14 protein-coding genes and 1 tRNA gene are annotated in these 13,457 nt (G+C 35.8%); 3 read left to right on the top strand and 12 right to left on the bottom strand.

Translation table 11 applies throughout. The annotated features are described in order from the left end of the window. Nucleotides 1-3: 3 nt before the first annotated feature. The 5 genes from ABIL69_00470 to ABIL69_00450 all read right to left on the bottom strand — a co-directional run bounded on the left by ABIL69_00470 (nucleotide 4) and on the right by ABIL69_00450 (nucleotide 3,915). A complete protein-coding gene (locus ABIL69_00470; GenBank protein MEO0122469.1) occupies nucleotides 4-678 on the bottom strand; it encodes a CPBP family intramembrane glutamic endopeptidase in 675 nt (224 codons plus the stop codon). 1 nt (nucleotide 679) lies between these two features. After that, nucleotides 680-1,081 (bottom strand): hypothetical protein, encoded by a 402-nt coding sequence (locus ABIL69_00465; protein MEO0122468.1) that lies wholly within the window; start codon nucleotides 1,079-1,081, stop codon nucleotides 680-682. Nucleotides 1,082-1,131: 50 nt separating this feature from the next. Continuing rightward, the gene (locus ABIL69_00460; protein ID MEO0122467.1) at nucleotides 1,132-2,484 is read right to left on the bottom strand and encodes a hypothetical protein; all 1,353 of its coding nucleotides are present in this window, start codon (nucleotides 2,482-2,484) and stop codon (nucleotides 1,132-1,134) included. 197 nt (nucleotides 2,485-2,681) lie between these two features. Next, nucleotides 2,682-2,754: transfer RNA gene (locus ABIL69_00455), tRNA-Lys, on the bottom strand. Nucleotides 2,755-3,192: 438 nt separating this feature from the next. Continuing rightward, nucleotides 3,193-3,915: an NAD-dependent deacylase gene (locus tag ABIL69_00450; protein ID MEO0122466.1), complete on the bottom strand. Its 723-nt coding sequence runs from the start codon at nucleotides 3,913-3,915 to the stop codon at nucleotides 3,193-3,195. A 152-nt stretch (nucleotides 3,916-4,067) separates the two neighbouring features. Here ABIL69_00450 and polX point away from each other — a divergent pair, with 152 nt between their 5' ends. Next, the gene (polX, locus tag ABIL69_00445; GenBank protein MEO0122465.1) at nucleotides 4,068-5,780 is read left to right on the top strand and encodes a DNA polymerase/3'-5' exonuclease PolX; all 1,713 of its coding nucleotides are present in this window, start codon (nucleotides 4,068-4,070) and stop codon (nucleotides 5,778-5,780) included. Here polX and ABIL69_00440 read toward each other — a convergent pair. From ABIL69_00440 to ABIL69_00430, 3 genes are all read right to left on the bottom strand, one after another. Next, nucleotides 5,771-6,541: a prepilin peptidase gene (locus ABIL69_00440; GenBank protein ID MEO0122464.1), complete on the bottom strand. Its 771-nt coding sequence runs from the start codon at nucleotides 6,539-6,541 to the stop codon at nucleotides 5,771-5,773. The genes polX and ABIL69_00440 overlap by 10 nt on opposite strands. A 1-nt stretch (nucleotide 6,542) precedes the next feature. Next, nucleotides 6,543-6,965, bottom strand: coding sequence for a hypothetical protein (locus ABIL69_00435; GenBank protein ID MEO0122463.1), 423 nt, complete (start codon nucleotides 6,963-6,965; stop codon nucleotides 6,543-6,545). A 150-nt stretch (nucleotides 6,966-7,115) separates the two neighbouring features. After that, nucleotides 7,116-8,372, bottom strand: coding sequence for a hypothetical protein (locus ABIL69_00430; GenBank protein ID MEO0122462.1), 1,257 nt, complete (start codon nucleotides 8,370-8,372; stop codon nucleotides 7,116-7,118). 165 nt (nucleotides 8,373-8,537) lie between these two features. Here ABIL69_00430 and ABIL69_00425 point away from each other — a divergent pair, with 165 nt between their 5' ends. After that, nucleotides 8,538-8,666 carry a hypothetical protein gene (locus ABIL69_00425; protein MEO0122461.1) on the top strand — a complete coding sequence of 43 codons (129 nt, stop codon included), beginning with the start codon at nucleotides 8,538-8,540 and terminating at the stop codon, nucleotides 8,664-8,666. Further along, a complete protein-coding gene (locus ABIL69_00420; GenBank protein ID MEO0122460.1) occupies nucleotides 8,663-9,655 on the top strand; it encodes an energy transducer TonB in 993 nt (330 codons plus the stop codon). Before ABIL69_00425 ends, ABIL69_00420 begins: the two co-directional genes overlap by 4 nt. A 99-nt stretch (nucleotides 9,656-9,754) precedes the next feature. Here ABIL69_00420 and queC read toward each other — a convergent pair whose 3' ends face one another. The 4 genes from queC to ABIL69_00400 form a co-directional block, all read right to left on the bottom strand. Beyond that, nucleotides 9,755-10,360 carry a 7-cyano-7-deazaguanine synthase QueC gene (queC, locus tag ABIL69_00415; protein ID MEO0122459.1) on the bottom strand — a complete coding sequence of 202 codons (606 nt, stop codon included), beginning with the start codon at nucleotides 10,358-10,360 and terminating at the stop codon, nucleotides 9,755-9,757. A 42-nt stretch (nucleotides 10,361-10,402) separates the two neighbouring features. Next, nucleotides 10,403-10,705, bottom strand: coding sequence for a type II toxin-antitoxin system RelE/ParE family toxin (locus tag ABIL69_00410; GenBank protein MEO0122458.1), 303 nt, complete (start codon nucleotides 10,703-10,705; stop codon nucleotides 10,403-10,405). A 238-nt stretch (nucleotides 10,706-10,943) separates the two neighbouring features. Continuing rightward, entirely contained in the window at nucleotides 10,944-12,284 is a 1,341-nt protein-coding gene (locus ABIL69_00405) for a sigma-54 dependent transcriptional regulator (GenBank protein ID MEO0122457.1), read from the bottom strand. A 2-nt stretch (nucleotides 12,285-12,286) separates the two neighbouring features. Further along, nucleotides 12,287-13,444 carry a HAMP domain-containing sensor histidine kinase gene (locus ABIL69_00400; protein ID MEO0122456.1) on the bottom strand — a complete coding sequence of 386 codons (1,158 nt, stop codon included), beginning with the start codon at nucleotides 13,442-13,444 and terminating at the stop codon, nucleotides 12,287-12,289. Nucleotides 13,445-13,457 lie beyond the last annotated feature (13 nt).

Genomic DNA, 13,457 nt, shown 5'->3' with positions numbered 1-13,457 from the left:
ATCTTAAAATATCAATCCCAAAATATCCGCGATTAATGCTACTGAAAAATGTAGTATTGCACAGGGCAAAAAACTCTTGCCGCGAATGGCAATCATTCCCAGGAAAATTCCCGCAATGATTGAGCCATATGCTTCAAGGGGTGGTTTACGGTAGTGGAGCAAGGCAAATGGAATGGTCTGAATTAGTATTGCCAATCTGTGGTCAATCTTTTTTGAAAGACCAAAGAGCATAAATCCGCGGAAGAATAGTTCCCAGCCAAACATATAACATAAATGGACAAACTCATAGATTAAAAGATTGTTGATTCCCCGTCGGGCAGTGTGAGAGAGCGGATATACCGTCTTGAAATTAGTGAATATGAATGCAACCAGCAGAATAGGAATCATTATACAAAGGATTATCAAAATATCTTTGGCCCAAACCTTATAATCACCGATTCGTATTCCATAATCTTTTGGTTTATTTTTAAATAGGAGCATTGGAATCACCGGTGAGGTTCCATACATTATTCCGAGCACAAGCATTTTTTCAAAAAAAGATTCATTGGGGAAGAATATTCTTGTTCGCTTGAGGTAGAGCGAAAATAGTAATACAAAAGTTGAATAACAGATAATCACCAGAACCTCTAAATCAAATTTTTTGAGCTCAGCGATTATCTCATTTATCCAATTCTTCATATCAATACTCGGCTGAATATATTTTATAATTTTCTCTTTGCTTTCGGAAATATCCTTTGACTGATGCAGGCTGTATCACACCACCAAATACCAGCACCTTTTCATTTTCATATTTAGCAATCACCCTCAAGCCAAGACTGCAATGTGCATAAATGGCATTATGGGAGCTGGAATCAATCCAGACTTTCAGTCCGGACATCATTATGTTTATTGAGTCCGCAGCATTCAGAAATTCATTTATCGTTGATTTCAATCCATTAAAATCAAGTTGATGTTTATCAAGGTAGTCTTTATCAAGGTAATTCAAGACTCTGCCTGCATCTTCTTTTTCCACTGCATTTTTTAGGGCATTTATATCCCTTATCAAGTTCTTCTTTTCATCGGGTAGTAATTTTATGATCATAAATAAAATAAAAATTATAAGTAATCCAAATAAAATAATCCGTATAAATTTCATGATAAAAGTAATAAAATACCCAATACAAAAAAGAGCAGGGCGGTGAGAAGCTTAATGAGTGGAATCTTTTTTGATAAAGTATTTGCAACATTCTCACGGGAAAAAAGATTTGCCAGAAGTGCAATTACTATCAAGGGGAGGACGAACATGATGTTGTAAATAATTAAGAGAAAGAATGGTCTCAAACCAAAGTTCCCCTTTGAGATAGCAAATGTAATCGTGGGCAGATAGACCTGCCCGGTGCAGCCGAATTCAAGAAAAGAGACGAGAATGCCGGCTACGAAAGACCCAATCATTATACCCCCGATACTGGTTTTTTCTTTTATTTCTTTATGGATTTTTTGTTTGATTATTAAAGGAAGTTGTAGAAGCATTTTATTTGTGGCACCGGTACGGGCAACAAAGTAATCATAAAAACTCAATACACCGAGAACAATCGCCAGAATGCCAAAGGATAAAAATATTATCCGTCCGACTATTTTTATTCCGGTTACTACATTAAGGACAGTATATGCACCAAGCCCGATAGCAAGATAACATAAGAAAACAGCGATAATAAAAGATATTGACATTAAGATTATTGTTTTTCTCTGCCTTCCGATGAATAATAAATAGCTTATAAAAAAGATAATCGTGGCAAATGCACACGGGTTTACACCATCTAAAAGACCGGCAATCATTATACCAATTATTGAAAATTTAGAAAATCTCTGAATAATATTCTTTTCCGCAGTAGTAAATTTTAATGTATCAAGCCTGGGACTGCCTGCAGAATATTTCTGTATCAAATTTTCCAATCTCTCTGCGGAAATGTCTTTTACTATATAATCCTCACCAATAAATATTGCGGGAATAATCAATCGCTTTTCTTCAGGAATTTTTTGCAAATCACTGAGCCCTTCGTAGAAAACTTTGCTGGTATCATTAAAGATATTATAACGATAAATAATAAGATTCAGATATTTTTTTGCAAGACCATTTAATAATGCCTCAACACGATTACATTCAGGACAGGATGGTTGATAAAAATAATATAAATTGATATCCTGAGTTTTAACCTGCAAAGTATCAGGTTTTATTTCTATCGTATCTTTTTTTATGATTGGCTTTTTAATACCTGCATATTTTTTTAGTGCTGGTTCCAGTTTTTCTCTGACCTCTTCTGGTCCATAAAATGCCAAATCGTCAACAAATACTACGGGCAAATCCTCACCGATATTCTTGATATTTTTTTCCTTTTCCCATTGTTCAAGCAATTTGTAATTATCAAGATTGTTCAGGTCATATTTTTTTAATTGAAAATCATATTTGTTTTGCAATCGTGGAATATCATCAAGTAGTATATCCATACAATGACCACAATCAGGGGAATAGAAAAAATGGACAACCAACTTTTGTTTAAGGGTATCTGAACAGTAAGCAAGATTCGCTAAGCCCAAAATCCCAATGACAAATGACAAACGACAAATGAGTATCGTAAAATCTTGGGTTTTAGATTTGGTTTGGAATTTGGAATTTGAAATTTGGAATTTCTTCATAAAAGAAGTGGGTCATGCAGGATTCGAACCTGCGGCCACCGGATTAAAAATCCGATGCTCTGCCACCTGAGCTAATGACCCGGATTCTGCAATTATTTTCTATTATATTTAGATTTTCTCTAATGTCAAGATACTGCCGCTCTGAATCTTCGCCGTCTTAATAGAATGCTTTATTCAGGTTCAATAAATCGAAGAAATTCAGCAGGACTTGTAGTGGCAGACCTTGGTCTGCATCCAGACCAGTAGTGGCAGACCTTGGTCTGCAGATATTTAAAAGCCGAGTAAACTCGGCCACTACATTTAGTTATATAGATATCTTGAAGATAATAAGCAATTGTTAGGAGACACTCTATTGCCAATTTTATCGAGTTGGAAACCCTTTCTACAAATTTTAGCATTTTTTCTACAAATGTAAGGATAAACATTGTTTACTTGATTAACTATGGAACCCAATGAATTGCATAACCAACAGAAAAAATTACTCAATCAGAGTATGGAAAAAGGAAATGACCCAGATTATTAATTGATTAAAACCCTGACTATTTCGGGCAGAATCTTACCTGCTGGAGAAACAATACTTACATCCACAACCGAAGTTATAGGTGTGGGTTCAAGATTTATTTCTATCGTCTTGACCCCGTAGTTTCCAGCAATTTCAGGGATACCAGCAGCAGGCCAAACCACCCCGGATGTACCACAGATAATTGCGGTATCCGCGGAAGTTAAAAACTCAATTGACTTTTGCCATGCATCCTGAGGTATTGCCTCACCAAACCAGACAACATCCGGCCTTAATAAACCACCACATTTACAATAAGGCATCTTTTCAATCCTGGCATTTTCAATCTTGTCTATTTTTCCACATTTCAAACATCTGGTTCTGAATATATTGCCATGCAGTTCTAAGACATTTTTTGAACCCGCACGCTGGTGGAGATTATCAACATTCTGGGTCAGGAGCAAAAATCTTTCAAAATGATTTTCTAAATCAACGAGCGCATAATGTCCAAGATTGGGTTGTGCCCTGGAAATAATCTCCTGCCGCCACCTGTACCATTCCCAGACCAGTTCTGGATTTCTCTCAAATGCCTCGGGTGTTGCCAGATCAGTTGCTGAATAATTCTTCCATAATCCATCTTTGCCCCGGAATGTAGGAATCCCACTCTCCGCAGAAATCCCTGCACCGGTGAGCACAAACAAACTTTTTGAACTCTTTAATATTCTAATTGCGTTATCAATCATTGAATGATTATAACAAAAAAAATTTATATTTCAAGATTGATTTTATTCTATGCGTAAAACTTAGTTTCAAAGCATTTTCAGCAAATTTATTGGTAAAAACAATGTTATGTGGTAATATTGACAAAATAGCTCCCTTACATTATAATTCAATGATGAAAAAGAACAGGGAAATTGCCGATATCTTTAATCAAATCGCTGATGCCCTTGAATATAAAGGTGAGAATGTATTCAGGGTTGTGGCATATCGCAAGGCAGCAAGAATTCTTGAAGAATTAACAGAAGATGTTGAAGAACTTTTGAAGTCTGGAAGACTAAAGAGCCTCCCTGGAATTGGTGAGGGTATGGCCGAAAAGATAGAAGAATATTTAAAAACCGGAAAAATCCAGAAATATATAGAGGCAACAAAAGGGATTCCTCCATCTTTACTTGAATTACTCAATATCCAGAATCTCGGACCAAAAACACTTGCCCTTGCAAATAAGCATCTTGGTGTTAAAAATCTTGAAGACTTAAAAAGGGTTATCGCGGATGGCAGTCTTGCAAAACTTCCCCAGATGGGTGAAAAGAAGGTAGAAAATATAAAAAAGGGTATTGAGTTGTATGAAAGAAGTCACGAGCGTCTCTCTATTGCAGTTGCTGAATCAATTGCTTCAAATGTAGTTGAATATCTTAAAAAAAACGCACCAATATTACAGATCTCACCAGCCGGCTCTTTAAGAAGATGGAAAGAAACCATTGGTGATATTGATATTCTTGTCACCGGAAAAGACCATAAAAAGATTGTTGATGCGTTTACTAAATATCCAGAAGCAGAGCAGATTATCTCCGCCGGCGAGACAAAGAGTTCAATCCTTGTCCAGGGTGGTATTCAGGTTGATATAAGAATCGTTGATAAAAAATCATATGGTGCGGCATTGCAATATTTTACAGGTTCAAAGGCACACAATGTGAAATTACGTGGCATAGCAGTAAGTAAAAAATGGAAACTAAATGAATATGGACTTTTTGAAGGTGAAAAAGCCATTGCTGGAGAAGATGAAGAAGATGTCTATAAAAAACTTGGTTTGCAATGGATACCACCGGAATTGCGTGAGGACCGTGGTGAAGTAGAACTTGCACAAAAAAATGAATTGCCAAAACTTGTAGAACTTTCCGACATAAAAGGTGACCTCCAGATGCATTCTAATTACTCTGATTCTTCAGCCACAATTGAAGAACTGGCTTTGGCTGCACAGAAAATGGGATACGAATATATTTTAATTACTGACCATTCCCGCTCGGCAAAATATGCACATGGGCTTGAGATTGACCGATTATACAAACAATGGGAAGAGATAGATTTATTGAATAAAAAATTTAAAAATTTTAAAATTCTAAAAGGCATTGAGGTTGATATACTACCGAATGGGAAACTTGATTATCCCGACAAAATTTTGGAGGAGCTTGATGTGGTTGTAGCATCAGTCCACCAGGGATTTACAAAAAATGTTACTGAACGGATATGTTCTGCAATGGAAAACCCGTATGTTGACATAATAGGACATCCAACTGGAAGGCTTATTTCTAAACGAGAAGGTTATGCGGTTGATATTGAAAAAATAATTAAAAAGGCAGCCGAAACGAAAACATTTTTAGAATGTAATGCCTATCCTGACCGGCTTGATTTAAATGATATAAATTTAAAAAGGTGCAAAGAACTTGGTGCAAAAGTCAGTATAGGAACCGATGCCCATGGTGTAGAAGAATTAAAATGGATGAAGTTTGGGGTTGCAACCTGTCGCCGCGGTTGGCTTGAAAAGAATGACGTTGTAAATACTTACCCCCTAGAAAAATTACTTAAGTCGAGAAAAATTAATCAAAAGTAGATACCTAAACTTCGCAAAAAGTGTATTATTTGGTGGTGAAATATTACTACAATCGCACCACCAGCACTTAAAAACGGACCAAACGGTATAGGGTTATCTTTGCTCTGATGTGTTACAGCGAGATAAATTATGCCGAAAATTGTACCAACCAATGCAGCAATAAATATTGCGGGGATTATCATTGGAAATCCCACAAAAGCACCAATCAATGCGACAAGATAAACATCCCCCATCCCCATCACCTCTTTTTTATAAGCCCAACCACCCAGAACCCTTATCAGAAAAATAATACCACCACCAAAAAATGCACCAACCAAACCAGGTAAAAAATTATGATTTATAAATTGATAGACTAATCCAACAAATATTCCGGGAATTGAAAAAATATCCGGTATGACTTGATGTTTAAAATCAATGCCAGAAATTACAATCAGAATTATGAAAAATATTGCGATAAAAAAGAATTCTATCCTAAACGAAAATTTTGTAAATGACCAGAGTAGAAGCAGTGCAGTCAATAACTCAACAATTGGATATTGAATTGAAATCGAATTTTTACACTTATTGCATTTACCACCTAAAAATATAAAACTCAATATCGGAATATTCTCATACCATTTTATTGGCTTCTTACAGTGGGGACAAAATGAGCCGGGATTCACGATAGATAAACCCCTGGGCATTCTGTAAATCAAGACATTAAGAAAACTTCCCAGCGCCGAGCCGAAAATAAAAATAACAATTGAATAAAAAATTTTCAAATTATATGCCTTTGTCTTTTAAATCATAATAAACTGCAAATGAATCCAAGCATTTACAGATAGATTCCATACTTTCTTTAATAAGGGCAACAACATCATCTTTATTGCTCTGCATAACCTTTGGAATTACCAGAACTGCTTTTTTGATGCCAGGAACAAGATTAGAATTAATTATATCATTTTCTGCGAGACTAATGAATACATCTGCATTATTCAATGGTTGGCGGAAGTCATTCTCAACGATTATCCTGTTGCCAATATCCACAAGGGTCTTAGCCAATCCATAAAATAAGTATTTTATCTTTTCGCACAATTTAATCTGGTCTTCAGGGCTATATTTGTTAAGTTTTTCAACCACCGTTTTTATTTCTTCAATATTTTTTTGCATTGTTTCATAAACCTCTCTAAACCTCCCCTTATCCATAGCGTATTATATATATAAATTAATTCCTGTCAATGATTTTATTAGGCTATAAGCAGTTTATATTAAAACTTTAGCGTGTAATTGCACACCGCAGACTTGTTTTTAAATCTATAGTTTTCTAATTTATCAGAATTTAGTGTAAATCGTTTTTTAACCAATCCGGACCAAATAAGAAATCGTGTCTTCGCCTTCTTCAATTATTGTCATCTGACCTGATGGTGTTATTTTTATAACACAACTCTTTCCATTATTAAGGTTCAATGCATTGGCGATAATATCACCGTTCTCATCGATCCAGAATGATTTTATCTCAAAATCAGTCGTTTCGTAAATAGTATTGTAAGTAATTGTTGGTATATCAACAGAAATAAAAGTATATTTCTTGTAAGGCGATTGTCCACTTGTCAAAAGCACATAAACAAGATCGCTGGAAACCATCTCATAGTCTATTAAAGAAAAACCACTCAGATTAACAGAATCGCAGTCGTTTGAGCCATCAAGAAGACTGACCTTTATAAATCTTATAATACTCACATCAGTATTTAGAAACAATACCACTCTATTTCCTTTTCCTATTATTTCTCTTCCACCAGCGTATGGTATGGCAGGAGGTGAGATAATAACCGAGTCCATTTTTAAAGAATCAGCAGGATGAGTCAACTTTAAAATTCGCTCTACATAGGCATCAAAGAGATAAATAGTATCCCGGTTAATATCGGTTCCTTCTAAACTATATCCTTCATAAAGACGATAAATACGACCATTACTTGCTGCTCGGTAAGTAAGATAAATGACTGAAGTATAATAAATCAAATTGCCATATTTGTCCACATCAAAATCATAAACATAATCTTCCTGGGCACTTATTATCTGCGTTGTCATCGCCACCGGGTCAAGTTTTACCACACCACTGGTCAAGGTATATGGGTCTGGACCCACCATTGCTTTATAATAATAATTACCTGCACCGTCTTCAAGAACTTTATCTGCGTAGTCATCAGGTAGGGCACAATCGCCGCTAAAGACTGCGCCATCCGAGACCCTTACCAGATATCTGCGCTCTTCCCCGGAAATAATTAGCCCTATTGAAATAAATTTTGTGCCCACCCGTACACAGTATTTTACAAGAACGTCCTTAATGATCTTTCCATTTTCATCATAGACTATAACCTGTTCAATCGTACCATCTTCTTTTATTTTGAAAAGAATACCACCTTCATTGCCATCCTGCTGAGTATTTAGAAGCGAAGAACCGCTGCCAGATTTTTTTATAAAAAGGTATTTTGCACCTGAAAGGTCAAGTTTGGCTATCTCTCCGACTTCTTTTCTGCAGGATGATAAAAAGAGCATCAGTATTACAATACCGGGAATGATGAAAATCACCTTATCTTTTATCATGCTTTTCATAATTTCCTCCTGTTAATTTTATCTGCATTTATCTCCTTCAAGACTTTATATTATCAAACCCCATTATAAAATAATATCGATCGCTACCCTTCTGTCAAGTACTATTCTGTACCCAATTTTATATACAAACATCTGATTCTCATATTACTTGACAATTTTGTCTAAATGAATATAATACATTATCTTACAGACAGGGAACCTGAGTTGAATAGGGTTTTTGCTCAAAATCTTACTGACGACATATATACAATGCTTACAGATATCTATCAAAAATTGCAAGTTTTTAAGAAATGATAAAGAAACCATTATTGAAACAATTATTTATCGCCACAATAATCTTGCTGTCTGTATTCTGCGCACGCAAACCTATATTATGGCAGGGTCATTACGCAAATTTCGTCACGCCGGAAAATCCAAAAGAAGATTTCAAGGTAGGTGAATTTTTGGTTGTTTCATATGCACCATCTGAAGAACTAAAATATTCTAAAATTTTCTACAAGTTTGCCATTATAAAAGATAGCACACAAATTGGATTGATTTCTTATGAAAAAATAGCTGGTAGCGGCTACTTACTCGTATACGAATATTTTGATAAATATGATCCATTGATTGACAAAAGAGAAAGATTCTTTGAAACCGAAAAAAAGAGCTTGATGACACTTGCATTATACAGACTGCCACTTTCTTACAATGAATTAAAATACTTCGTTACTACAACACTGCTCAATTTAAAGGAATTGACTTATGTTGATTATACTACTGAAGGCGATACCATTACTCTATCATTCAATCCTGATGGAAAATGGCATGCAAGAATCTCTAAAGATATCAACATCACATTTGCGGTTCCGCGTATTTTGAAAATAAATAAGGACATAACAGTATTTATAAAGGATCGTATAAACTGGCAATTTGCCGATAATTTGGAAATATTAGAAAAAAATACCGCCGATGTAGTAATTATAACCCCGGAGCCAAAAAAAATCGCGTCTATCAATTACGAGTTGATTGAAAAGAAACCCCAGTTGGTCAGCAGCCCTAAACCTTATTATCCAAGAGAATTGATAAAGAAAGGCATTGAAGGAAGTGTAATAGTAGGTATGGTTATTGATGTTGATGGTAGTGTTTTAAGTTGTAAAGTCATAAAATCAAGCGGATATGCGGAACTGGATTTTTCTGCCCTATCCGCAGGTTTAAAATATAAATTTACTCCGGCTATACAAGGTGGCAAGCCGGTCATAGTATCAATCGCGTGCCCTTTCAACTTTAGATTGTCAGACTAATATCAACCGACGCATAATTGTTTAATCAATAAGTTTAAAAGTCAAAATTTGCCATCTTTAATGATAATCTATAATTTTTTATTGATGGAAATAAGAATTTTATTTTATTGCCTCAAGTAATTTCTTGCACGATGGGCATTTGCCACACATTTTTTTGCCACCGAGATAACAGGAATATATGTATTGCAAAGGGACGTTGTATTTTATGCCAAGTTTGTAAATCTCTTTTTTTGTATAATTTGCGACATAACTTACGACTTTTACCTTTTTCAATGTGCTGAATTGCAGGGTCTTGTTAATTGCATTTATGAAATCTTTTGTATTATCCGGAAATTCCCTTGCCTCTTCAAGATTGAATCCAGTGACAATCATGTTTGCCTTGTAGTATTCAGCAAAGCAGGCTGCAATATTGATAAATAAAGCATTTCGGTTAGGAACCCAGATGTCTTTTAAGTTAGTTGGTGATCGGTAATCGGTAATTAAAGAACATTTTTTGAATTCTTTGAAAAATGGCAGTTGAATTATTCGGTGTTTGATTTTTAAGGCACGGCAGATTCGCTTGGAAGCTAAAATCTCCATCTTTGCGGCACGCTGTCCATAATCAATCGTCAGGGCAAATAATGGTTTTGTCTTTTTTACTGCAATTGAGGCACTCACGGTTGAATCCAGCCCACCCGATAAAAGGATAATACTTTTGGGTTTCATTGATTTATTATTTCAACCTCAAAAATTTAGGCAATTTATACATTAAGTATTTTCTATTCTTTTTAACAATCTTGAGCTATGGATTATAGAAATTATAATTATCTGATTTAGTTCCTCATCAAAGCGGTACACTACACGATAATTTTTTACTATGATTTCACGGTAAGGTAAGTCAGGAAATTCAGGTAACCGACGCCCTGACTTTGGAAATTGTACCAAACGTTCAACAGCCTTGAAAATTTCTTCTATTTGATGTCGGGCAAATAAGTGTGAATCGCGGGCAATGTAATCATATATTCCCTCCAGATCCTTTAACGCTGGTTCAGCCCAAATTATTTTCGCCACCGCTTCTCAAACTTTTTTAATACCGTTTTATGTGAAAAGATTTTACCTTTATTAATTGCATTCTCGCCAGTTTCTATTTTCTGAAGCATATAAAGTCTATACATCACTTCCTCAATATCAATTTCTTCTGGTAGTTTCTTAATTAGTGTAACTAACTTAGATTTTGAGATAATCATATACCAACTCCTTGATTTATTATTATAGTCAAATTAGATGGGCTGTCAATGATGAACATTTATTATTTAATTTTGTATTTCTTAATCTTATACCTCAAAACCCGCTCTGAAATGCCCAGTTCTTCAGCGGCGCGGGTTTGATTATTATTATGTTTTTTTAATGCCATTTCAATCATTTCTCTTTCAATCTTTTCCACTGTTTCGTTCAATTTTCCTGTTCCTAAATTATATACTTTTTGCGTAATTAAATATTCAGGCAGGTCATCTGTGGTAATCAACTCACCCCGTGCAAAGACAATCGCCCGTTCAATAATATTTTCCAGTTCCCGGATATTGCCCGGAAAATTATATCTTGTAATTGTCTTCAATGCCTCATCACTTATTCCTTTAATCTTTTTATTTTCCCGCGCGGAATAGACTTTTATAAAATTATCAATAAGCAAAGGAATATCTTCTTTTCTTTCGCGCAAGGGTGGAATATGTATTCTTATCACATTGAGACGATAATACAAATCATCGCGGAATCTTCCCACCGCTACTTCTTCTTCAATATTTTTGTTCGTCGCACAAATGGTTCTAATATCTACTGGTATTTCTTCGTTAGACCCAAGACGGGTAATCTTCTTCTCCTGAAGCACCCGGAGCAATTTTACCTGCACGGTCTGTGGGAGTTCGCCAATCTCATCAAGAAATATCGTTCCGCCAGAGGCAAATTCAAATTTCCCGATTCTTCTTTTATCTGCACCAGTAAAAGCACCACGCTCATGCCCGAATAATTCTGCCTCAATCAGGGTTTCAGGTAATGCGGCAAGATGTGCCACCACAAAATTTTTGTCCTTTCTTTTTGATAAGTTGTGAATAGCACCTGCAACTAATTCCTTACCGGTTCCGCTCTCCCCGGTGATCAGGACACTGGCATCACTCTGAGCCGCCCGATAAACAAGGGACATCACCTTTTCCATTTTTTCTGATTTATAGATAATGCGGTCCGACTGATATTTTATCCTCAACTGTCTTTTTAATTCTTCATTTTCTCTCTTTAGATTGAGTGTATCAGTCGCCTTCTGAATCGTTATGAGCAATTCATCAGGGTCAACCGGTTTGTTAAGATAATGGAATGCCCCCATTTTCATTGCCTTTACTGCATCCTGCACATTGGCATAGGCGGTAATCATTATCACGGGAACAATGGGACTTATCTCTTTTAACTTTTCAATCACCTCAATTCCGCTCATATCCGGCAGACGCTGGTCAAGCAAAACAATATCAAAATCTTCATTGGTGAATAATTCTATTGCTCTTTTGCCGTCCTCTGCCTCGCTTACTATGTATCCTTCTTTTTCCAAAATTCTTTTCAAAAGTGCTCGCTGTGCCTGTTCATCTTCAACCAATAACAACTTCATATCTAACCTTCTTTTAGACTAACTACAAACTTCGTTCCGTTATCAGAATATACTTCTATATTGCCGGAATGAGCGGTGATTATCTTTTTCACCAGATACAAACCAAGACCGGTCTGCCCTTTTTTAGAATAAAATGGTTCAAATATGCGGTTGATATCGTTTTTATCAACCCCTGCTCCATCATCAATGATTTCTATTAAGATCTTATTTCCCTTCTTAAAGCTGCTCACCATTATATTCTTTGCCTTTGCTTCTATGCTATTTCTTATCAGATTGACCAGGGCAGTGGTCAGAAGCACCGAATCACCGGTGATAATAAGATTTGGCTTTACACTCTGATTGACATTGACACCTTCGGGTATGATTCCTTTACAAATAGAGAGTACTTCATTCATCAAGTCCTGGACTTCTATCTTTTCTTTTTTTATTTCAGCCCGACTCAACAATTTCAAAGAATCCATCACTGCCTTCATTCTTTCAATCTCGGCATTCAAGATTTTTGCTTCGTCACCGCTGAGTGCGCGGGCAAGAAGCGATAGGGTATGGAGTGAATTCCTGAATTCATGGCTGAATCCTGTAGCAAGGGCATTTATCTCTCGCAAATTGGCAACTTCCTTTTCTTTTGCAGTTTTATATTTTTCAAGTTGCATTACACCGACCGAAAGAATCAAAGTGCTGACCGCAAAAATTCCAATAATAGAAATGATAAGAAAAGAATTTGTAAATCGGATATTTTCCAGGGGTCTCAATGCAAAACCAGCAACAAAATATTTATCAAAGAGCTTTCGTTCAATCTGAAAAATATTGCCCGCAGGGGTCTTTATCACATATTTACCTTCTCCTCTAATAGGTAGATAGTCCTCATATAGAGTGCTGAATATCACGGGCTTTTTATTTTCATCCAGCACTGCAAAATACAGAAGGTCTGAAGTTTCAACTATCCGATCAAAGATTTCATTTATCTTGATATTACTAATTCCTTTATCGCTATTCTTTGATTCATACAAATAGTGCTCCACAAGACTGGTAAGTAGAAAAAAGGTATTTTCTGATGACTGCTCAAAGGTTTGGGTAAGATGGGTATTGTTCAAGTAAACAGAAAAAAAGCCCGCACCACAAGCAATGATTATGACCGATATGATAAACAAATTCTTCTTCACAACAGAATTATAC

This window comes from candidate division WOR-3 bacterium, from assembly GCA_039802005.1.
Lineage (GTDB): Bacteria > Hydrothermota > Tepidihabitantia > SM23-42 > JAOAFX01 > JAOAFX01.
This window is presented reverse-complemented; position numbering and strand designations above follow the sequence as displayed.